The 21,917-nt window shown below is 73.2% G+C and carries 18 protein-coding genes; 3 read left to right on the top strand and 15 right to left on the bottom strand.

What is annotated here, in order from left to right; translation table 11 throughout:
• The first annotated feature begins 38 nt into the window (after positions 1-38).
• Positions 39-956 carry an RDD family protein gene (locus ACIA5A_RS20410; RefSeq protein ID WP_396764433.1) on the top strand — a complete coding sequence of 306 codons (918 nt, stop codon included), beginning with the start codon at positions 39-41 and terminating at the stop codon, positions 954-956.
• A gap of 10 nt (positions 957-966) precedes the next feature.
• On the opposite strand, the gene efeB is transcribed toward ACIA5A_RS20410, so the two are convergent.
• The 14 genes from efeB to ACIA5A_RS20340 form a co-directional block, all read right to left on the bottom strand.
• A complete protein-coding gene (gene efeB / locus ACIA5A_RS20405) occupies positions 967-2,289 on the bottom strand; it encodes an iron uptake transporter deferrochelatase/peroxidase subunit (protein WP_396764430.1) in 1,323 nt (440 codons plus the stop codon).
• The gene (efeO, locus tag ACIA5A_RS20400) at positions 2,286-3,416 is read right to left on the bottom strand and encodes an iron uptake system protein EfeO (protein ID WP_396764427.1); all 1,131 of its coding nucleotides are present in this window, start codon (positions 3,414-3,416) and stop codon (positions 2,286-2,288) included. The genes efeB and efeO overlap by 4 nt, the downstream gene beginning before the upstream one ends.
• A gap of 30 nt (positions 3,417-3,446) precedes the next feature.
• Entirely contained in the window at positions 3,447-4,478 is a 1,032-nt protein-coding gene (efeU, locus tag ACIA5A_RS20395; protein WP_396764424.1) for an iron uptake transporter permease EfeU, read from the bottom strand.
• Positions 4,479-4,731: 253 nt separating this feature from the next.
• Positions 4,732-6,231 (bottom strand): adenosylhomocysteinase, encoded by a 1,500-nt coding sequence (gene ahcY, locus ACIA5A_RS20390; protein WP_396764422.1) that lies wholly within the window; start codon positions 6,229-6,231, stop codon positions 4,732-4,734.
• A 265-nt stretch (positions 6,232-6,496) separates the two neighbouring features.
• Positions 6,497-7,657, bottom strand: coding sequence for a mannose-6-phosphate isomerase, class I (gene manA / locus ACIA5A_RS20385; RefSeq protein ID WP_396764419.1), 1,161 nt, complete (start codon positions 7,655-7,657; stop codon positions 6,497-6,499).
• 3 nt (positions 7,658-7,660) lie between these two features.
• The gene (locus tag ACIA5A_RS20380; protein WP_396764417.1) at positions 7,661-8,704 is read right to left on the bottom strand and encodes a cation diffusion facilitator family transporter; all 1,044 of its coding nucleotides are present in this window, start codon (positions 8,702-8,704) and stop codon (positions 7,661-7,663) included.
• A 28-nt stretch (positions 8,705-8,732) separates the two neighbouring features.
• A complete protein-coding gene (locus tag ACIA5A_RS20375; RefSeq protein ID WP_396764414.1) occupies positions 8,733-9,932 on the bottom strand; it encodes an SIS domain-containing protein in 1,200 nt (399 codons plus the stop codon).
• Positions 9,929-10,135, bottom strand: coding sequence for a Trm112 family protein (locus ACIA5A_RS20370; RefSeq protein ID WP_396764411.1), 207 nt, complete (start codon positions 10,133-10,135; stop codon positions 9,929-9,931). Before ACIA5A_RS20370 ends, ACIA5A_RS20375 begins: the two co-directional genes overlap by 4 nt.
• Before the next feature lie 181 nt (positions 10,136-10,316).
• The gene (locus tag ACIA5A_RS20365; protein WP_396764408.1) at positions 10,317-11,261 is read right to left on the bottom strand and encodes a hypothetical protein; all 945 of its coding nucleotides are present in this window, start codon (positions 11,259-11,261) and stop codon (positions 10,317-10,319) included.
• A 113-nt stretch (positions 11,262-11,374) separates the two neighbouring features.
• Entirely contained in the window at positions 11,375-12,058 is a 684-nt protein-coding gene (nfi, locus tag ACIA5A_RS20360) for a deoxyribonuclease V (RefSeq protein ID WP_396764405.1), read from the bottom strand.
• Positions 12,055-12,501 carry a hypothetical protein gene (locus ACIA5A_RS20355; RefSeq protein WP_396764402.1) on the bottom strand — a complete coding sequence of 149 codons (447 nt, stop codon included), beginning with the start codon at positions 12,499-12,501 and terminating at the stop codon, positions 12,055-12,057. Before ACIA5A_RS20355 ends, nfi begins: the two co-directional genes overlap by 4 nt.
• 17 nt (positions 12,502-12,518) lie before the next feature.
• Complete coding sequence (locus tag ACIA5A_RS20350; protein WP_396764567.1) at positions 12,519-16,775, bottom strand: toxin glutamine deamidase domain-containing protein; 4,257 nt, start codon at positions 16,773-16,775, stop codon at positions 12,519-12,521.
• Between the two features lie 24 nt (positions 16,776-16,799).
• On the bottom strand, positions 16,800-17,156 hold the full coding sequence (locus ACIA5A_RS20345; RefSeq protein ID WP_396764399.1) for a hypothetical protein: 357 nt from the start codon (positions 17,154-17,156) through the stop codon (positions 16,800-16,802).
• 3 nt (positions 17,157-17,159) lie between these two features.
• Entirely contained in the window at positions 17,160-17,573 is a 414-nt protein-coding gene (locus ACIA5A_RS20340; RefSeq protein ID WP_396764396.1) for a YbaB/EbfC family nucleoid-associated protein, read from the bottom strand.
• Between the two features lie 78 nt (positions 17,574-17,651).
• Between ACIA5A_RS20340 and ACIA5A_RS20335 the strand changes: the two genes are divergently transcribed.
• Positions 17,652-18,887 carry an SUKH-3 domain-containing protein gene (locus ACIA5A_RS20335; RefSeq protein ID WP_396764393.1) on the top strand — a complete coding sequence of 412 codons (1,236 nt, stop codon included), beginning with the start codon at positions 17,652-17,654 and terminating at the stop codon, positions 18,885-18,887.
• A gap of 6 nt (positions 18,888-18,893) precedes the next feature.
• Here the strand turns inward: ACIA5A_RS20335 and ACIA5A_RS20330 are convergent, their stop codons facing one another.
• Positions 18,894-20,333: an aldehyde dehydrogenase family protein gene (locus ACIA5A_RS20330; RefSeq protein ID WP_396764390.1), complete on the bottom strand. Its 1,440-nt coding sequence runs from the start codon at positions 20,331-20,333 to the stop codon at positions 18,894-18,896.
• Positions 20,334-20,475: 142 nt separating this feature from the next.
• Between ACIA5A_RS20330 and ACIA5A_RS20325 the strand changes: the two genes are divergently transcribed.
• The gene (locus ACIA5A_RS20325) at positions 20,476-21,912 is read left to right on the top strand and encodes a gamma-aminobutyraldehyde dehydrogenase (RefSeq protein ID WP_396764388.1); all 1,437 of its coding nucleotides are present in this window, start codon (positions 20,476-20,478) and stop codon (positions 21,910-21,912) included.
• Positions 21,913-21,917 lie beyond the last annotated feature (5 nt).

Raw genomic sequence — 21,917 nt, 5'->3', positions numbered from 1 at the left:
GCCTCCCCCGTCCGGCGTCCATGGTGTTCACTGTCCGGGTGCGCGCGCAACCTCCCCCGCCCTCCGGGTGGGCCGACGCCGGTCTGGTCAGCGGCGAGGCGGTGGAGTTGGACGTCCGGGTCGCCCGGCTGGGCTCCCGGGTGCTCGCCCTGCTGGTGGACCTGGTCGTCCAGGTCGGCCTCGCGCTGGTGCTGGGCGCGGCGCTGTCGTTGCTGCTGCTCGCGCTGCCGCCGGACGTGCTGGACGCCGCCCTGGCCGGTGGCCTCCAGGTGGTCCTGGTGGTGCTGGTGTTCGTCGGCTACCCGGTGGTGATGGAACGGTTCGTCGGTGGCCGGACGGTGGGCAAGCTGGCGGTGGGGCTGCGGGTGGTGCGGGCCGACGGCGGGCCGGTCGGGGTCGGGCAGTCGCTCACCCGGGCGCTTGTCGGCGTCGCGGTGGAGTGGCCCGGCCTGGTGTTGCCGCTGCTGAGCTGGGCGGCGACCGTGACGGTGATGCTCACCGACGCGCGCGGCCGGCGGCTGGGCGACCTGGTGGCCGGAACCCTCGTGGTGCACACCCGGGGCGCCGGGGTGTGGCGGCCGCTGCCGCCGGCGGTGCCGCCGCTGCTCGCCTGGGCGGCCACGCTCGACCTGACCCGGGTGGACGACGGGCTGGCCCTGGCCGTCCGGCGCTACGTGGACCGGCTGCCGCAGCTCGCCACGCCGGAGGCGGTCGGGCTGGGCCGCGACCTGTGGGCGGAGGTGGCGGCCGTGACCTCGCCGGCGCCGCCGTGGCGCGCGCCGGAGTGGGCCTACCTGACCGCGGTGCTCGCCGAGCGGGGGCGCCGGGCCGCGTACCGGTCGGGGCGCACCCGCGTGGTCACCGACACGCTCTGGCCGGAGCTGGCCCCGGCACCGCCGGTCCCGGCACCGCTGCGGCGGGCCGCGCCGGACCCCCCGGATCCGGTACGCCGCTGAACGCGCCGGCTCAGGAGAACAGCGCCCGCCCCCACCAGTCGGCCGCGTCCCGCACGCCGGGCGGGCAGGCGAACAGGCCGCTGGAGACGTGCCGCAGGTATTCGTTCATGGCGTCGTTGCGGGCCAGCCGGGTCTGGATCGGCACGAACTGCTTGCGCGGGTCCCGCTGGTAGGCGATGAAGAACAGCCCGGCGTCGAGCCGGCCCAGCCCGTCCGAGCCGTCCACGAAGTTGTAGCCGCGGCGCAGCAGCCGGGCGCCGCCGTTCTGGTCCGGGTGGGCGAGCCGCACGTGCGCGTTCTCGGCGATGACCGGCTGGCCGTCGTCGCCCTTCGCGGCGAAGTCCGGCTCGTCGAACTCGTCGCGCCGGCCGAGCGGGGCGCCGCTGCCCTTGGTCCGGCCGGTGATCATCTCCTGCTCGGCCAACGGACTGCGGTCCCAGGTCTCGATCAGCATCCTGATCTTGCGGCTGACCAGGTAGGACCCCCCGGCCATCCAGTCCGGGCCGTCGCCCGGCTGCACCCAGAGCTGCTCGCGGAGCAGGCCGGCGTCCTCGGCCTTGAGGTTGGCGGTGCCGTCCTTGAAGCCGAACAGGTTGCGCGGCGTGGCCTGGTCGCGCGAGGTCGACGAGGTACGCCCGAAGCCGAGCTGCGACCAGCGGACGCTTACCACGCCCATGCCGATGCGGGCCAGGTTGCGGATCGCGTGCACCGCCACCTGCGGGTCGTTGGCGCATGCCTGGACGCAGATGTCGCCGCCGGACAGCTCCGGCCTGAGCGCGTCGCCGGCGAAGTGCGGCAGCTCGGCCAGCGCGGCGGGCCGGCGGTCGGCGATGCCGAAGCGGTCCCGGCCCTGCGCGTCGCGGAACAGTGACGGGCCGAAGCCCACGGTGACGGTCAACTGCGACGGGGGCAACCCGAGCGCCTCGCCGGTGTCGTCCGGCGGCGCCTCCGGCATGCCACCGACGGCGCCGATCAGCCCGGCGTCCTTGCCGGCGGTCATCCGGGCCGCGGCGGCGGTCCACTCCTGGAGCATCGCGACCAGCCGGTCCCGGTCCTTGGTGACCACGTCGAACGCGACGAAGTGCAGCCGGTCCTGGGCGGCGGTGGTGATGCCGGCCTGGTGCTCGCCGAGGAACGGCACCGCCCCGGCGGCCGTCCCGGTGGCCGACGCCTGGTCGCCGCCGGCCAGCAGCGCGCCCGCGCCGGCCGCCACCCCGGCCACACCGGCCGCGCCGACGCCGGCCAGGGTCATCGCCCGCCGCCGGGAGACTCGGCGACCGGCCTGCTCGTGGTTCGGCTCGCTTGTCGCGTCACCGCCGGCCGGGGTGCTCATCGCGCGACGGCCGCCGCGATCTTGCTGATCGGCTCGGCCAGCGCGTTGATGCTGTCCGACAGCTCCTTCAGCTCGGCCTTGCTGAGCTGGGTGTGCAGCTTCCAGCCGTCGCCGGCCCGGTGCTTGCCGAGCGCCGCCTCGACGTTGGCGAACTCGCTGTCGAGCTGCTTGACCAGGTCGGGGGCGCGCTGCTCCAGCGCCGGGCGCAGCGCGGCGACGGCGGCCTTCGAGCCCTCCAGGTTGGCGTTGAAGTCCCAGAGGTCGGTGTGCGAGTACCGCTCCTCCTCGCCGGTGATCTTGCCGCTGGCGACCTCGTCGAGCAGCGCCTTGGCGCCGTTGGCGAGCTGGAGCGGGGTGAGCTTCTCGGCGTCGGCCTTGGCCACGATCGCCTTGACGTCGACCAGGAGCTGGTCGGCGATCGCGCCGTCCTTGCTGACGTCGCCGGTGGTCCAGAGGTCCTTCTCGATCCGGTGGAAGCCGGTGAACTCCATGCCCTCCTCGACCACCTCCTCGCGGCCGTCGATCTTCGGGTCGAGGTCGCCGAAGCTCTCCGCGACCGGCTCGATCCGCTCCCAGTAGGTGCGGGCCACCGGGTAGAGCGCCTTGGCCTTCGGCACGTCGTTGGCCTTGACCGCGGCCACGAACTCCTCGGTCTTGGTCAGCAGCGCGGCGGTCTGGCTGCGCACGTAGCGCTGGTAGCTGGCGGTGGCCTCGGTGAGCGCGGCGTCCGGCGCGACGCTCGCGGCGGTGCCGCTGACCTTCAGCGCGCCCCGGATGCCCCGGCCGCTCATCCCCGGCTTGCAGGCCGTCTCGTACGTCCCGGCGGGCAGCTCGACGCGCAGCTCGCGGCTCAGCCCGGGGGCGATGTTCTCCACCTCGCCCATCACCCGGTCGCCCGCGGCGTAGACGTAGAACTCGTTGACCTTGGAGCCGTTGTTGGTCACCTTGAAGGTGACCTGACCGGCGTCGATCGCGGTGCTGCCTACCTCGCAGGCGCTGTCGGTGGCCTTGACGGCGATCGGGCCGCCCGCCGTGGCGTCGGCGTCGCCGTCACCGCCGCAACCGGCCAGTCCGGCGACGGCGAGCAACCCGGCGGCGGCGGGCGCGACGAATCGAGTGGTACGCATCGGTGCGGGTTCTCCTCGGGAACGGGCGGGTCAGGCGCGCGGGGACGGGGCGGCGGCGGCCGGCTGCGGCCGCTCGACCGGGGCGGCAGGCTCGGCGGCGGGCTGGGCCGGCTCGGCCGACGCCGCAGTGGACGCGGCGGACTCCGCCGGGGCAGTGCCGGACGTGGCCGGAGCCGGGGTGGGGTCGGACGTGGCCGGAGCTGCGCCGGACTCCGCCGGGGCCGGACCGGGCCGGGCAGACGTCGCGGCGGGCCTGGCCGGCTTGCGCAGGAACAGCACGAGCACCGGCACCGCGTAGGCGACCCAGGCGATCAGCTCCAGCACGGTCGGCGCGGCGGTGATGTTGAACATCCCGGCGAGCAGCGCGCCGTACCAGGCGTTCGGGTCCAGCGTGGCGGAGATGTCGAAGGCCTGGTTGTTCAGGCCGGGCAGCACGCCGGCCTCCTGGAAGTCGTGCACGCCGTACTTGAGGATGCCGGCGGCGACCAGGATCAGCAGCGCGCCGGTCCAGGTGAAGAAGCGGCTCAGGTTGATCTTCAGGGCGCTGCGGTAGAGCCCGAAGCCGATCACCACGGCGGTGACGATGCCGCCGATCAGCGCGAGCAGCGAGCCCGCCCCGGTGCCACCGGCCACGCTCTCCGCGGCGGCGTAGAAGATCAGCGCGGTCTCCAGGCCCTCCCGGACCACCGCGAGGAAGGCCATCCCGGCGACCGCCAGCGATCCGACGGCGAGCGCCTCGGTCAGCTTGCCGCGCAGCTCGCCGGCGATCGACCGGGCCGCCCGGCGCATCCAGAAGATCATCCAGGTCACGAAGACCACGGCGGCGACCGACGTCACCGCCTCGAAGAACTCGCGCGACTCGGAGGTGCGCAGCAGCGAGGTCGAGGTGTACTGGATCAGCGAGCCGAAGACGACGGAGAGCGCCACGGCCAGGCCGACACCGGCCCAGACCTGGGGCAGCCGGTCACGCCGCTGCGACTTCACCAGGAAGGCGACCAGGATGCTGACCACCAGGGTCGCTTCCAGGCCCTCCCGCAGGCCGATCAGGTACGTGGCGAACATCCGTCACTCCGTAGTAGGTCAGGTATGCCTCAGTTAACTTAGGGCAGCCATACCTTGCTCCTGTTCCGGCACCACGTCAAGTTGTTCAGGGCAACGTCACCCTGGTCGACCGATGCTCGACAGCCGGACGGTCGACTCAGCCTCCCCCGGGACGGCCGCACCCGCCAGGGCCGGACGACCCGACCCCGCGTACGACGGAGGGGACCGGGACGGCCGCGCGGCGGCCGACCCCGGTCCCCTCCGGGCGCGGAACTCAGTAGCGGTAGTGCTCGGACTTGAACGGGCCCTCCGGGGAGACGCCCAGGTAGGAGGCCTGCTCCTTGGTCAGCGTGGTCAGCTTGGCGCCGAGCGCGTCCAGGTGCAGGCGGGCGACCTTCTCGTCGAGGTGCTTGGGTAGCACGTAGACGCCGATCGGGTACTCGTCGGTCTTGGTGAACAGCTCGATCTGCGCGATCGTCTGGTTGGCGAACGAGTTCGACATCACGAAGCTCGGGTGGCCGGTGGCGTTGCCGAGGTTCAGCAGGCGGCCCTCGGAGAGCACGATGATGGCGTGGCCGTCGGCGAAGCGCCACACGTCGACCTGCGGCTTGATGTTCTCCCGGGTGACGTCCGAGCGCTTCGCCAGACCGGCCATGTCGATCTCGTTGTCGAAGTGGCCGATGTTGCCCACGATGGCCTGGTGCTTCATCCGGGCCATGTGCTCGTTGGTGATGACGTCGAAGCAGCCGGTCGCGGTGATGAAGATGTCGGCCTGCTCCACCACGTCGTCGAGCGTGGCGACCTGGTAGCCGTCCATCGCCGCCTGCAGCGCGCAGATCGGGTCGACCTCGGTCACCACGACCCGGGCGCCCTGGCCGCGCAGCGACTCGGCGCAGCCCTTGCCCACGTCGCCGTAGCCCATGACGACTGCCATCTTGCCGCCGATCAGCACGTCGGTGGCCCGGTTGATGCCGTCGATGAGCGAGTGCCGGCAGCCGTACTTGTTGTCGAACTTGCTCTTGGTCACCGAGTCGTTGACGTTGATCGCCGGGAACAGCAGGGTGCCGGCCCGGTGCATCTCGTAGAGCCGGTGCACCCCGGTGGTGGTCTCCTCGGTGACGCCCTTGATGCCGGCGGCGATCCGGGTCCAGCGCTGGTTGTCCTCGCCGAGCGTGCGGTGCAGCAGTTCGAGGATGACGGCGTACTCCTCGGAGTCGGCGGACTCCACCGGCGGCACCACACCGGCCTTCTCGAACTCGGCGCCCTTGTGCACCAGCAGCGTGGCGTCGCCGCCGTCGTCGAGGATCATGTTCGGGCCCTGTCCGTCCGGCCAGGCGAGCACCTGCTCGGTGCACCACCAGTATTCCGGCAGGCTCTCGCCCTTCCAGGCGTAGACCGGGACACCGGCCGGCGCCTCCGGGGTGCCCTCCGGGCCGACCACGATGGCCGCGGCGGCGTGGTCCTGGGTGGAGAAGATGTTGCAGGACGCCCAGCGGACCTGCGCGCCGAGCGCGACAAGGGTCTCGATCAGGACGGCGGTCTGGACGGTCATGTGCAGCGAGCCGGTGATGCGGGCACCGGCGAGCGGCTGGGCGTCGGCGAACTCGCGCCGGATCGCCATCAGGCCCGGCATCTCGTGCTCCGCGAGCCGGATCTCCTTGCGGCCGAACTCGGCGAGCGACAGATCCGCCACCTTGTAGTCGCCCTCGGCGAGGGTGCTCGGCCGGGCGCCGGACGACGGGCCGCTGGTGGCCGCCGGAAGGGTGCTGGTCATGGAAGCTCCTGTCGAAGGAAGGGCTGCGCAGCCTTCCACCTTACGCGCGTGGGCCCGCTCACCCGGGGCCGGTTGGTCGAGGAACGCTGGACAGCGCACGGGGCGGTCGGTCGTGAACGGACTTTCCGTCCACGGCCCGGCCGCCCCGTGCATCCCCCCGGTTTGGTTCCCCGCGCGTCGACCGGACCTTCGTCGCGACAACGCTGCGTACCCATGAAGTTACCGTTCGCGACAGCGGGTCGCGGCGTTTCCGGGAAAACGCGACTCAGCGCAGGCCACAGGTGGCCACGAACGCCTCGCCGTCACCGGCGAGCACCAGCGCGCCACCGGCCGCCGTGCCGACCGCCGACTGACCCGCGCCGAGCGTCACCACGCCGACACCGTCGTCCACGGACAGCTTGCCCGTCCGGCAGAGCACCACCCGCGGACCGGGCAGCGTCAGCCGCACCCCGGGCGAACCCGCGCTCACCGCCACCCGGTGCAACGCGAAGTCCTCCACCGGCACCGGCCAGGTCGACACCCCGGGCGCCACCGGCTCCGGCCGCAGGACCGGATCGGCGAGCACCTCGAACCGCAACACCCGCAGCAGCTCGTCCACGTCGACCCGCTTCGGGGTCAACCCGCCGCGCAACACGTTGTCGCTGGCCGCCATGATCTCCACGCCGGTGCCGCGCAGGTAGGCGTGCAGGTTGCCGGCCGGCATCCAGATCCCGTCCCCCGGCGCCAGCCGGACCTGGTGCAGCAGCAACGCCACCACCACGCCCGGATCGGCCGGATAGCCGGCCGCGAGCGTGCGCACCAGCGCGGCGTCCGGCGACGCCGGCCCCGCGGACGCCGCCGCCAGCACGGCCGCCACCAGCCCGGCGCGCTCCGCCTCCGGCCAGCTCAACAACGCGCGCACCGCCTCCCGCAGGCCCGCCGGCCCGGTGCGCAACGCCGCCACCACCGGCTCCAGCGCGGGTACGCCGAACCCGGCGATCACCGCCGCCGACTCGGCCGGGTCGCGGAAGCCGCAGAGCGCCTCGAACTCGCTCAGCGCCACCAGCAGCTCCGGCTTGTGGTACGGGTCGACGTAGTTGACCCGCCCGCCGTCGGCCGCATGCCCGGCCCGGGCCTGCTCGGCATCCGGATGCGCCTGGAGGCTCAGCGGCGCGTCCGCGGCCAGCACCTTCAGCAGGAACGGCAGCCGGGTGCCGAACCGGCCGACCAGCCGCTCACCCAGCCAGTGCCCCGGTTCGGCCACCAGCAGCTCGGTGAGGCTCACCGGCCGGCCGTCGCGGTCCACCGTGGCCGGGGCGCCCGGGTGGGCGCCCAGCCACAGCTCCGCCTCGGGCCCGTCGCTCGGCGCCGGTCGGCCCTGCAACTCGGCGATCGCGGTCCGCGAGCCCCAGGCATAGTCCCGGATCCGGCCCTGCAACAACTCCATCGGTCAGCTCCCGGGTCGTCCGGCCACCTCGTCGGCCTTCGCGGCCTCCGGCGCGCCCGCGCCGGCGGCGTCGTCCTCCACGGCATCCGGCACGGCGGTGTCGGCGGCCTGGCCGGTGCCCGCCCGCTGGGCCGCCGCGCTCCAGATGTCCGGCTCCAGATAGATCACCCGGGCGATCGGCACCTCGCGGCGGATCCGCGCCTCGACCGCGTTGATGCCCCGGGCCAGTTCCTCCGCGCTCTCGCACGCCGGCACCGCGATCTTCGCGGCCACCAGCAGCTCCTCCGGGCCGAGGTAGAGCGTCTTCATGTGGATGATCCGCTCGACCTCCGGGCCGCCGGTGACGGCCTGCTCGATCTTGGCCAGCTCAGCCCGCTCGGCGCCCTCGCCGAGCAGCAGGCTCTTCGTCTCGATCGCCAACGTGATCGCGATGACCACCAGCAGCACGCCGATCATCGCGGTGCCGGCGGCGTCCCAGATGCCGTTGCCGGTGGCCAGCGTCATGCCGACACCGAACAGCGCGAAGACCAGACCGACCAGCGCGCCGAAGTCCTCCAGCAGCACCACCGGCAGCTCCGGCGCCTTCGCCCGGCGGATGAACCGGACCCAGGTCTGCTTGCCCCGGATCAGGTTGGACTCCTTGATCGCGGTGCGGAAGGAGAAGCCCTCCATCACGATCGCGGCCAGCAGCACCACCACCGGCACCCACTGCCAGCTCTCGATCGGGTGCGGGTCGGCCGCCTTGTGGTAGGCCTCGTAGAGCGCGAACAGGCCACCGAGGCTGAACAGCACGATCGCCACGATGAACGCGTAGATGTAGCGCTCCCGGCCGTAGCCGAACGGGTGCTGCGGCGTGGCCTCCCGCTTGGCCCGCCGGCCGCCGATCAGCAGCAGACCCTGGTTGCCGGAGTCGGCCACCGAGTGGATCGACTCCGCCAGCATCGACGACGAGCCGGTCAGCAGGAACGCGATGAACTTGGTGACGGCGATGCCGAGGTTCGCCGCCAGGGCGGCGACGATCGCCTTGGTGCCCCCGTTTGCGCTCATTCCCCGCCTCGCTCGATGCCGCACGTGCTCACTGGTTTGCCAGCTCCTTCATTTCGGTGATGGCCGGAACCGCCATCGGGTCCAGCCCGTGTGCCAGGGCGAGGTAGATCGAGGCGAAGTCCGGCACGGCCACCAGCGACGCGAGCCGCTCCAGCGCGGAGCCGCCCTCGGCGGTCACCACGTCGCAGCGCACCCCGCGCCGCTCGGCGAGCGTCTGCACCGCGTCCGCGCGGCGCTCCTCCACCGCCAACGGCTCGTCGGTGTCGTCGTCGGCGTTGAGCCCGCCGTCGCGCAGCAGCACCAGCCGCAGCCGCACACCGCCGTCGTCGTCACCGTCACCCGGGTCGGCGAAGATGTCCCGCTCGCCCTCGGCCAGCCCGCCGAAGACGCCGTCGAGGAGGCCCACCCGACCCCGACCGGCCTCGCCCAGCGCGCCGCTCACCACCGGGTAGCGGGAGTTCGCGGACAGCGTGTCACCGAACCGGCGGGCGGCCACGGTGGCAAGCGGCGACGAACCCCAGACGATCGGGACCGACCCGGACAGGCCCAACGCCAGCGACTTCGCCGGGTTGACGAACGACTCGGCGGTCGGCCGGCACCGGTCGGCGTCGGCGTCCAGCCGGGCCGCGGTCTCCGCCAGATCCGCCTCGTTGACCTTCACGAGGCCGAGCGTACGGGCGGCCAGCAGGACCGGCACGGTGAGCGCCCACAGGCTGGCCCGGGCCGGGGCGCGCCGCGGCACCGGGATGAACGGCGCCCGGGCCCGCTCGGCCACCGACTGGAGTTGCGAGTCGGGCGCGCCGACCGCCACCAGCCGCGCCCCGCGCCGGTGCGCCGCCTCGGCCGCGCCCAACGCCTCCGGGCTGCGGCCGGACGCGCTCACCGCGATGACCACGTCCGCCGCGCCCACCCAGCCGGGCACGCCGGCGCTGCGGTGCGGGATGACCGGCACCGGGCAGCGCGGGCCGGCGACCGTGGCCAGCACGTCCCCGGTGCGCCCGGCGGTGCCGATGCCGGCGATGACCACCGCCCGGGGACGCCCGTCGTCGGCGAGCACACCGAGGTTCGCCTCGGCGGCCAACGCCGCCGACTCGCGCACCTGTGCGCCCGCCGAGGCGGTGAACCGGAGCATGCCGCCCGGATCCCGCTCGCCCAGCAGCGCCGGATCGTCCAGCAGGGCCTCGTCCGCGTGCCGGTGCCCGCTGACCCCGGCCGTACCGTCCATCACCGCGACAACCCGCCCCGCGCGTCGTCGGCCACCGGCCCGCCGCGCGCCTCGTCCAGGAGCAGCACCGGGACGTCGTCGCGCACCTCGAAGACCCGACCGCACTCCGTGCAGGTCAACGTCTCCGCCTGCGGGTCGTAGTCGAGCGGGGCGTGGTGCGTGTCCGGGCAGGCGAGGATCTCGAGCAACTGCGGGTCCAGGGCCACGGCGCGGCTCCTTCCACGTATGCGGTCTCACCGGTCGGCGGTGCCGTCCGGCGCACGCGATCTTAACGGCGAACCGGGCCCGGCACCGGTCCCGATCGACACCCGCCGACCGACCCGGCAGCCGCGTCACGCCGCCGCCACTCAGGGTCACCGTAACCCCGGCGACCCGCCGGGTTCCCGCTCAGTCCGGCATGCGGGGCAACACGCTCGTGGCGTCCTCGGCCGGCGGGGCCGCCGGCGCGCCGTACACGTTGCCGGTCGGGCGGGGCGGCGTCGCGCCGCCGTACACCGTCGGGGCCGGCCCGGGCGCCTGGGAGCGGTAGGTGGTGCTGCTGCGCGGCAGCGGGACCGGCGGCTGGTCGACGGCGGGGCCGCCGTCCGTCCGGTCCGCGCGGTTACGACGCACCAGCAGCAGGACGATGAGTGCGGCGCCGACGAGAACCAGCGCGATGCCGAACCACATGATGAGGGAACCTCCGAAGGACGAGTCGTCGGCGGCGGCGCCGGCGGTCGGGGCGACGGCGGCGACCACCGGCGACGTGCCGGCCGTCTCGGCCGCCGTGGACGCGGCCGCGCTGGGCGAGGGCGTCGGCGAGGGCTTGCGGGAGGGCGTCGGGCTCGGCGTGGGCTCCGCGCCCACCAGCCGGGCGGCCCGGCCGGCCCGGCCGAGCAACTGACCGTTCGCGGCGCTCGCCTCACCGGCCAGCTCCAGCCGCCCGCCGACGGCACCGGCCAGGAACGTCACCCGATAGCGCACCACGGCGCCCTTGCCCTTGCAGAGCGGCCGCTCGACCGGCGCCACCTGACCGGTGGTGACCACACCACCACCGCCGCCCACCGGCACGGCCACCCAGCGGCCGGCGGTCGCGACCTGCACCCGGACCTGGTCCGCGCGCAGGCCCTCCAGCCGCAACCCGAGCACGGTACGCAGCAACACGCACCCCTCGGTGCGTTTACGCACCTCGATCGCCACCGCGCCCGCCGAACCACCGGCGGTGAAGCTGCTCGCCGAGCGCAGACCGACCCGGTCACCCTCGGCCATCGCCGGGGACGCCGGGGCGGCCACCAGGCCACCCAGCAACGCGCCGACCGTGGCCCAACGCGCCGCGTGCCGCCTCACCGACATCTCCACCTCACCGTTTCCGTCCCGGACGAGATCCGCCGGTCAGGTTACTACCGGGCCACCCCTGCCCCCGCTCATCGAACGCTCGACATGTGTGCCGCGACACGCGGCCGAGGTCAGACCGGGTCGCCACCCACCACCAGCGCCCGCCGGCAGAGCCGGTCGGCGGTCCGGGTGGTCTCCGGGAGCCGGTAGCGGGGCGTCAGAGCCAGTACCCGTTCCACCGCCTCGTCCAACCCGATGCGATGCCCGACACTGACGAAGACCGGGCGGGTCCCGTCCCTGGTCCGCAGCACTCGCCCGACCACCTCGTCGCCGTCACGCAACTCGGCCCAGTCCCCACGCCTCGGCCCCGGCGGCGCCCACGACCCGACAAGCGGCGTCTTGCCCACGCCGATCGCCGGCAACCCGGTCACCAGCCCCAGGTGGCAGGCCAGCCCGAACCGGCGCGGATGCGCCACCCCGTGCCCGTCGCAGACCAGCAGGTCGGGCCGGACGGTCAGCCGGTCCAGCGCCGCCAGCAGCGCCGGCATCTCCCGGAACGCGAACAGCCCCGGCACGTACGGGAAGGCCGGCCGACCCACGTGCACCGCCTCGTCGACCACGTCGAGGCCGACCGCGTCGAGCACGGTGACGGCCGCCGCGAGACGGTCACCGCTCTGCGCGTACGCGACGTCCAGCCCGGCCACCGTCCCGGGCGCGCTCGGCCCCGGCCCGGCCAGCTCGACCCGGGACCGCAACTCCTCCTGTACGCGTCTGGCCTCCGCCACGTCGGCCGGCGGCCGGTACGGCACCGTCACGACCGGTCGGCGTCCCCGCTCGACGCGGCGCTCCCGACGGAGGGGTCGGCGCCGGGATCGCCCGCCTGCCGGAGTTGCTCCTCGAACATCACGAAGGTCCGCCGCCGGATACCCCGGATGAGCGCAGCCTCCTCCGGCGTGTAGGCGCGCCGCTCGGCGACGGCCTGCTCCTCGATCGCCCGCACGGTCTCGTAGAGCGCGAACACCGGCCCGTCGCCCTTTAGGTAACGACCGCGCGCGGCCTCGGTGCGCTGGACGAACTCAGCGGGCGTCCGAACAGAAATCTCGCCACCGATGGCCGAGAGGACGTCGTCGATCAGGTCATCAGCCGATCGCCAGCCGCCCGTCGCCCGGTCCAGCCGCCAAGCGGTGATCCCTCCATCAGACCTGGAAACCAGCTTCATCGGCGTCTTGTAATGGTCGTAGTAGGCGGGAAGCTCCACGCCTTCAGCTCTGTCCGTCACTCACACCCTCCGTGCAACGCCGTCTGCAGAGCTGTCCAGAAGAATGCGCGCTGACGGTCGATGATGCCTCTACGTATGGCCGACTCCATCGCGGTCACGCTACGTCCCTGTTCTTTCGCAACAGCACCGAGGTCACGCCGGACTTCGAAGAGGGAATGTTCCCAGGTCGCCACCTCGTCCAACGCGGCCAACTGCAGCCGGAACTCGGCCACGTGACCGTTGGACGTGCGCACGAACATCTGCACGTCCCGATATCCACCGCTCTGGGGTGAACGGAAGCGGTCATCGAACTCCACGAGGTCGAGTCGCGTATCGTCCTTGAGAGATGCCAGCGCACCGTAGAGGTCGTCCAGTCTCTGGTAGGAGACGTAACCGCCGGCCAGGTCGGTGAGTTGGGATGCGTCGCCGCCGTAACCCTCGATCTTGTCCTCAGCCCTCCCTCGATCCTTGGGTTTACTGCGCGGATGATATTCAGCAGTACCGTCAGAGGCTGCCGCCAGTCGGTGTCCGAGAGCATCGACGTCGGACTGCGCAACGGCGGCCAGCTCGTACAACTCGTCTAGATACTGCTTCCGATAGCGCGCGTCCCCGAGACGATCGCGTTCGAAGCCTGGCTGTACAGCGTCCGGACCGTTGACGACGAAGGATCTGCTGAGTTCCACCTGAGCATCGGTCAACGGTGTCGGGTCGAGCAGTCGTGTCGGTGCCGCCACGAGTGCCTCAGCTCCCCGCTCGGCAATTTCATTCAGTACGTCCTGCAGAACGTCGATGGCCTGTTGGTGGCTGGCCAGGTGGTGCAGAGTCATCGGCCTCGCCGTCAGGGAGTTGGCGAGTTCCGGCGTCGCCAGGATCATCCGCACCAGGTCGGGTCGCTCCGCGAGCTGCCGCACCAGCGTCTCGGCCAGCAACTCCGCACGTCGGGGCGGCGCCTCCCAGCTCTGGTCGAGCATCCGCTGGACACGGGGGTCGGCGAACAGCCGGTTCAGGTCGCCGGCGGCGCCCTCGTCCAGCCCGGGAACGAGCCGTCGCAGCGTCGGCCCGTCGGCGTGCTGCGCCAGCTCGACCGGCGTCACCCCGGTGGCGAAGGCGTCGTCCAGGCTGCCGCTCCCGGCCAGCGCGTCGCGTACGTAGAGCCCGGCGGCGATCCGGGCCGCGTGTGCCTCGCGGTGCGCTCCGCGTACCTGTTCCGGCTTGGGCTCGACCGGCGCTGCGCCGCCGGTGGGCGCGGTGCCCGCCGGGCGGTGGAACGTGGTCGACTCACCGAGCAGATGGACGCGGTTGAAGTCCGGCGCGGTCCCGACGTACTGGGGTGGCGGGTCCGGGAGCCGGGGCGGCGCCGGGCGGTGCCGTGGCTCGGGCAGGACGTTGAAGTTGCCGGGCGGTCGGCCGGCGAGCGGCATCGGACGGCCGTCCGGGCCGAGGACCAGCGCGTCCACGTCCACCACGTTGCCGACGAACGGGACGCCGCGGTGGCGGTAGAGCGGTTGGTCCGCCATCGTCCCGCTCTGTGGATCGAGGTAGAGGACGGTGCCGTTCTGGTTCAGCGCCACCCAGGCGTGCGAGCCGCCACCCTCGAAGCTGGTGATGAGGAAGGCGTAGCTTCCGTGCCCGCCCGACGCGAGTTGCGCGTGCAGGTCGCGGTATCCGCGTTCGACCGCCCTCCGCCGGTCCGCACCGTCGGGTTCTGACCGATCGGCCCCGCAGAGATCCTGGAACCGGCCGCCCGTCGTCTCCTCGACCCGCAGCGGGCCGTCCACCTCACCGCCGACCGGCCGGCTGACGTCACCGGCCAGATAGCCGTCGAAGGTACGCGGCGCGGCGACCCGGGGCCGGCCGTGCATCCAGGTCTCGAAGAGCGACAGGGTGCAGTCGAGGCAGTTGATGCCCCGGGTGGCGTCGGCGGCCGGCCCACCGTCGTTGGCCATCCGGAACCATCCGCCGCGTCGGGGGTCGGCGGTCCGGACCACGCTGCCGTCCGGGTTGCGGGGCATCTGCCGTTCCAGGTCGGTCTGGTGCAGTGCGAGCGGTGGCCGGAGACCGCCCCGGCGGCCGTAGGGGCGCGACCGGTCGACGGGCGGCGGGTGGCCGTGGCCGCTGAGCGCGGACTCGTCGGCGGTCTCCACCGCACCGAGCGCCAGGTCGGCCACGTCGTCGTTGATCCGGTAGAAGTCGAGGTCGTCCTCGACCATCACCCGGTCCGGGACGACCCTCCCGGCAAGCACCTGTCGCGCCTCGTCACGCAGGTCGGACGCCTCCAGGCCGGCCTCGTGCGCTTCCCGGTGCCATCGTTCGGCCGCCAGCGTCCGCCCGACGCGGCGCAGCTCCGTGGCCTGCGCCGCCCAGTCACTCGCCCGCTCCTCGTGATAGTCGGCGCGTTCGTGGAGCCAGTCCGCCCTGGTCTGTCGCCGGCGGTCCTCGAACCAGTTCCGCTGCGATCGCAGGTAGCCGTCGTAGCGACGTCGGTCGAACGCCGACCGATCAGCAGCCAGACGCTCCGCCCGTTCCCGTAGCGCCTCGTGGTTGAGGGAGGGCGCGTGGTGCGGGGAGAAGACATCAGGCGACGGGCTCGGCGAGGTGGCGGGCGCCAGCGTCTCGAGAAGCGGAAACCGAGGGTTCGGTGCGGGGCGCACATCCGGCCCGGGCACCGCCGGTCCGGCCGTCGGTGAGGAAGGATGAGCCGAGGCGGTGGAAGGCGGACCTGATCGCATGGGGTCGGCAGCCCCCCAGCCCCGGTCCGGTGGTGGGGACGCCGGCGAGTGCGGAATGTCCGTGACCGAGGTGCCCGACGCCGTCGGCGTTGCCGCCGTCGGCATTGCGGCCGACTGTTGCGGAGACCCGGTGTCTGAGGGGCTTTGGGTGAGGGCTGCGCCACCTCGGACGTCGGCCGGGCTGGCCAGGGACGTCGCGGGTGTCTCGACGGTGACCGACGACAGGGTCGGGGTACTGGTGACCGCAGCGGTATTCGCCGGGGCCGAGACGGTGCCGTCCGAGGTGGATGGCGACGAACCGATCGTCTCCGTCTCCGGCCGCCCGGGATGCACCGGGGACGGGTGATGGTTCGCGGCCGGGGTGTCGGCCACCGGGAGGACCGTGGAGGGGGCGTCGGCGGAGGTCGTTCGAGTCTCGCCGGCCACCGATGCGCCCGCCTGGGCGGACATGGGCAACTCGGACGATCGCTGCGCCGGGATGAGCGGCGCCGGGTCGGTTGCGGGCGGCACGTCCAAGCCGATCGGCGGGGCCGTGAGGTCGCCGAGTTTTCCGTCCAGCCGGTGGTGCAGCGCCGTGTCGGCCTGCCCGGTGGCGGAGCCGCCCACACCGGAGGCCGCGGCGCGTGCCAGATCCTCAAGCGACGGCCCCTGGCCGGTCGCCAGCCCCGCCGCGGTCTCGGCGAGGCTCTCGCCGGCCATCTCCCGCCCGAAGTGCTCCCCGATCCGGGCGAACCGCCCGCTCGCGTGCCGTCCGAGACCGGCGAGGGGCGCGGCCGCCCCACCGGCGAAGCCGCCCAGCCCCGACGCACCCACGTCGGTCAGGTCGAGGCCGTTCCGACGGCCGGTGGAGTTCTGGTACGCCTGGGTGGCCAGGCTGGTGCCGGCCTCCTGACCGGCCTCGACCAGGCCGCCGAGCAACGCCTTGCGGGCGAGCCCGCGCGCGCCGCTCTTGACGACCTCCTTGGCGGCTCGCTCACCCGCTTCCTTAAGACCTTCCCGGATCGCCTTGCGGGCCAGTTGGGCCACCAGTCGCTTGAAGATCTGCTGCACCGCGACCCGGGTGGCGGCGATCGCCGCCCCGGCCGCCGGGGACGCCGTGCCCAGCGTGAGCGCGGTGACCACCACCAGGGACAACAGCTCCACGACCAGGATCCCCAGCTCGATCCAGGCCTCCAGCTTCGCGCCCTCGATGTCGCAGCCGCACGAGTCGACCAGTCGTCCCAACTCGTCGGTGGCCGCCGCCAGGACGTGCAGCGGGGCGTCCTCGCCGCCGGCAACCTTGTCCCACGCCGTGTCGAACGCGTGGGCGACCAGACCGACACCGCCGTAGCCGCTTTTCACCTCGCCGGCGGCGGTCACCGCGTCGTCGCGCGGACCGGCCAGGACACCGGCCACGCCGTACCACTGGTCGGCCAGGTCCCAGACGGCACGCTCGTTACCCTCGGGCCACTCCACGCCGACCACCCAGTCGAGCGCCTCGTAGATCCAGCCGGGCACGTCCCAGGGGCAGTAGTCGAGCGGATGCGGGATCGGGCTGGGCAGCATGCTCACGCGCGGCTCCTCCGGTGGTCAGCGCCAGGGCCGATGCGGGTTGTGCCGTTGGTGCGGAATCCGCCCGAGGTCGCGGGCGTTGCCGAGGTCGGTCTCGACGGTCGCGGCGACCGAGCGGACCACGTCGGACCCGATCCCTTCGAGCGAGCGGCCGAGCAACTCCCACGCCCGCAGGAGCGTCTCGGCGTAGCCCTGGTAGTGCTTGTCGAACGCCGCGCCGATGTCGTCGCGCCCCCACGGCCGTCGCGCGCCGGCCGCGGCGATCGGGTCACCGGTCTGGCGCCGCGCCCCGGTCACGGCCCGGCCGGTCACGGCCAGGTCGGCGCCACCGCGCCGGGCCCGCTCCGGGTCCAGCCAGATCTCTCCCCCGGCCACCTGTCACTCGCCGCGCGACACGACGGCGTCGGACCGGCCCAGCAGCGCGCCGAAATCGTGGGTACGCAGAAAGTCCACCGACGGCGAGCCGGGCGGCAGGTAGCCGGAGACCAGGTCACGGGTGGCGGCACCCGCGGCGGCGTTGGCCCGCAGCACGGTCTCGGTGATCTTCCGGCTCAACGCCCGGGCGTCGCGGTCGTGGAACACCGCCGGGCTCACCTCGACGCTGATCAACTCACCTCGCGCCCCGACCACGGCGGTGACCTGGCCGTCGTCGGAGCGTTCGGTCACCCGCAACTCGGCCAGCCTGGTCTGGAGTTCGTCCAGGCCGGACCGCAGGCGCTGGTACTGGCCGTACACCTCGTCGAATCGCGCGCGCAGTGCACGGTTCGCATCCCGGTCCGCACTTTCGGCCACCGCCGCTCCCCTTCCGTCACCGTGGGTAGGGCCGACCATACCGGGTGCCACGAAATCCATGGGGTCCGGTAATTTCAGGTGGTGATCGAGCGACAGCAGGCCGAGCAGATCGCCTCCGTGTGGGCCCGGCGGGACTCCGACCGCCTCGGTTTCCCCTGCACGCCTGTGGTCGAGGAGTTCGACCTGGGCTACCTCATCGTGTCCACGGTGGCCACCGAGGCCCGCGCGCTGCCCGGCGACCTGCCGACCACGGTCATCGACAAGGAGACCGGCGAGGTGTCCACCTGGCCCCGGATCCCGGCCGACGCCGTGGAGCGGATGTACCGGCTACGCCGCCCGGCCGCACCGCGCGCCCCCCGCACCGTCGATCCGGCCGGGCAGTTGCTCCGCGAGCTGACCCGGCTGCCCACCCCCGGCGCCGCGGCCCACCTCACCGTGGACGGCCGGCTGCACGTGGCGCAGGGCGCCAAGGGCGATGTCCAGCTGCGCCACCACCCGCTCGTCCGGTCCTACCTGGACGAGCTGCCCGCCGGCCACCTGGTGCGGGGCGGCGAGCGGCACGCCGAGATGATCGTCGTCTCCGACGCGCTGCACGAGGTCGACCACCGCCGCGCCGCCGACGGGCTCGCACCGCTGACGGCCGAGGAGGCACGCGAGCTGCTGGGCACGAGTCGCGTCGAGTTCTTCCGCATCCGCGAAGCCGGCGATCCGGCCGGCGGACCCACCGACCTCCGCTGCGAGTCGTGCATCAGGTTTCTCGTGCACTTCGAGGTGCTTCCCTGGCCGGAGCTGGCCTACGCGGAGGAGTGGCATCCGGCCCCCCAGCCACCACCCGAGCCCGATCGGTTCCCCGCCGAGGTTGCCAACGCGCTCGTGGTCGCCGGGTGGCGGCCGCACTTCGGGGACGAGGTGTCCGCCGCGGCCTCCGTCCACAAGGTCACCGAGGTCCGCGGGGCACAGCACGGCCACGCTTCCTTCCCGGCCGCACTGACCACGCTCACCGCCTTTCCGGGGCTGGTGAGCGCCCGTCAGGGCCCCGGCGAAGCGGTCTGGATCTCCCGGTTCGAGGTGCGTCCCCGGAAGGTCGCGCACACCGCCGACACCCTCGCCGACTTCGGCGCGATTCTGGGCGCCCGCCTCTTCCCGCTCGGCAGCGAGCGTCAGGAGAGCATCCTCGCGGTCGACGAGCACGGCCGCGTCTTCGCCCTCGACCAGGCCGGCGAGTGGTTCCTCGGCGCCGACGTCGACGCCGCCCTCACCACCCTGCTGCTCGGCCGTGCCCCCGCCCGGGTCCGCGACGACGGCACGTGGTGACCGGCTCTACAACTCGACCCCGGTGAGCACGGTGACGCGCTGCTCGGTGTAGTCCTCCATGGCGCTGCGCAGCCCCTCCCGCCCGACGCCGGAGCCCTTCACCCCGCCGTACGGCATCTGGTCGGCCCGGTACGACGGCACGTCGCCGACGATCACGCCGCCGACCTCGAGCGTGCGGGCGGCGGCGAACGCCACGTCGAGCCGGTGGGTGAAGACGCCGGCCTGGAGCCCGTACGCGGAGTCGTTGACCGCGGCGAACGCGGCCCGGTCGTCGACGACCGGGGCGACCACGAGCACCGGCCCGAACACCTCCTCGGCGTTCACCCTGGCGTCGACGGGCACGCCGCTGAGCACGGTCGGCGGATAGGTCGCGCCGTCGCGCCGGCCGCCCACCTCGACGGCGGCCCCGGCGTCGACCGCCTCGCGTACCCACGTCTCGACGCGCTGCGCGGCCTCGACGGAGACCAGCGGGCCGACGTCCGTCGCCTCGTCGCGGGGGTCGCCGGTGCGCAGTGCCCCGACGGCGGCGACGAGCCGGGGCAGAAAGTCGGCGTAGAGGTGTTCGTGCACGTGGACGCGTTGCACCGCGATGCACGACTGCCCGGCCTGGTAGTTGGAGAACGTGGCGATGCGCTGCGCGGCGAAGGTCAGGTCGTCGTCGGACGACCAGTCGGCGCAGATCACCGCCGCCGCGTTGCCGCCCAGTTCAAGCGTGACGTGCTTGTCGTGGGCGGTGCGGCGGATGGCGGCGCCGACCGGCCCGGAGCCGGTGAACGAGACCACCGGCAGCCGCGGGTCGGCGACCAGTTCGGCGGCGCGCTCGTTGGGCAGCGGCAGCACCGAGAACATGCCCTCGGGCAGGTCGGTCTCGGCGAGGATCTCGCCGAGCAACAGCGCGGTGAGCGGGGTGGCCGGGGCCGGTTTGACCACGATCGGGGCGCCGACGGCGAGTGCCGGGGCGACCTTGTGGGCGACCAGGTTGAGCGGGAAGTTGAACGGGGTGATGCCGAGCACCGGCCCGCGCGGCACGCGTCGGACCAGGGCGATCCGTCCGGTGGCGGCCGGGTCGGTGTCGAGGCGTTGCAGGTCGCCGGAGAAGCGCCGGGCCTCCTCGGCGGCCCAGCGGAACACCGAGACGGCGCGCCCGACCTCGGCCTTCGCCCACTTGACCGGTTTGCCGTTCTCGGCGGTGATCAGCGCGGCGATCTCGTCGGCGCGTTCGGCGAGTCGCCGGGTGACGTGGTCCAGGGCCGCCGCGCGGGCGTGCGCGGGCAGGGCCGCGGCGGTCGCGGCCACCCGGGCGGCGCCCGCGACTGCGGCGTCGACCTGGTCGGTCGTGGCGAGCGTGGTACGCCCCACCGCCTGCCCGTCGTAGGGGTGGGTGACGGTCAGCTCCCCCTCGCCGTGGGCGGGGCGGCCGGCGACATAGAAGGCTCTCGGCTCCACGTCCGGCAGCGTAGACCAGAGACGCCCACGCGGAAACAGTTGCCCAAACCCTTGTCTGCCTCGAATTCAGTAGCCAAGATGGCAGTCAGATTGCGAGAACCTCCGCTGACCTTCCTCCCGGCCACCCTCTCGGAGACTTGAGATGAGCGACCAGCAACAGCTGCGCAACTTCGTCAACGGCGAGTACGTCGACCCGGTGGACGGCGGCTACGCCGACCTCGTCGACCCGTGCACCGGCGAGGTCTTCGCCCGGGCGCCGGTGTCCGGGCCGGCGGACGTGGACGCGGCGATGACGGCCGCCGCCGCCGCGTTCGAGGGCTGGCGGGACGCCACCCCGGCGGACCGGCAGCGGGCGATGCTGCGGTTCGCCGACGCGGTGGAGGCGCGGGCCGCGGAGCTGGTCGACGCGGAGGTGCGCAACACCGGCAAGCCCCGGCAGCTCACCACCGAGGAGGAGCTGCCCCCGGCCGTGGACGAGCTGCGGTTCTTCGCCGGGGCGGCGCGCCTGCTCGAGGGTCGCTCGGCGGGTGAGTACTTGGCCGGACACACCTCCTACGTGCGACGGGAGCCGATCGGCGTCTGCGCCCAGGTGACGCCCTGGAACTACCCGCTGATGATGGCGGTCTGGAAGATCGCCCCGGCCCTCGCGGCCGGCAACGCGGTGGTGTTGAAGCCGTCGGACACCACGCCGGTGTCGACGCTGCTGCTGGCCGAGATCGCCGCCGAGCACCTGCCCCCGGGCGTGTTCAACGTGGTCTGCGGCGACCGCAACACCGGCCGTACCCTGGTCTCCCACCCGACGCCGCAGCTCGTGTCGATCACTGGCTCGACCCGCGCGGGTATGGAGGTCGCGGCCGCGGCGGCGGCCGACCTGAAGCGGACCCACCTGGAGCTGGGTGGCAAGGCCCCGGTGGTGATCTTCGACGACGCGGACGTCGCGGCGGCGGCCGAGGCGATCGCGGTGGGCGGCTACTTCAACGCCGGCCAGGACTGCACCGCCGCCACCCGGGTGCTGACCGGCCCCGGCATCCACGACGACTTCGTCGCCGCGCTGACCGAGCAGGCCCGCAACACCCGCACCGGCGGCCCGGACGACGCGGACGTGCTCTACGGCCCGTTGAACAACGCCAACCAGTTGGCCCGGGTCAGCGGCTTCGTGGACCGCCTGCCGGACCACGCGGAGATCACTACCGGCGGGTCCCGGGTGGGCGAGCGCGGCTTCTTCTACGCCCCGACAGTGGTCTCCGGCGTCCGGCAGGCCGACGAGATCATCCAGGACGAGGTGTTCGGCCCGGTGATCACCGTGCAGCGGTTCTCCGGCGAGGACGAGGCGGTGCGCTGGGCCAACGGCGTCGAGTACGGCCTGTCCGCCTCGGTCTGGACCCGGGACCACGGGCGGGCCATGCGGATGACCCGCCGGCTCGACTTCGGCTGCGTCTGGGTGAACACACACATCCCGTTCGTCTCGGAGATGCCGCACGGCGGCTTCAAGCACTCCGGCCACGGCAAGGACCTGTCGGTCTACAGCCTGGAGGACTACACCCGGGTCAAGCACGTCATGCACAACATCGAAGGCTGATCCCG

Origin of the sequence: Micromonospora sp. NPDC051300 (genome assembly GCF_044455315.1) — a bacterium.
GTDB classification, from domain to species: Bacteria; Actinomycetota; Actinomycetes; order Mycobacteriales; family Micromonosporaceae; genus Micromonospora; species Micromonospora robiginosa.
The sequence above is the reverse complement of the archived record's forward strand: the minus strand, read 5'-3'. Positions and strand labels throughout refer to the sequence as shown.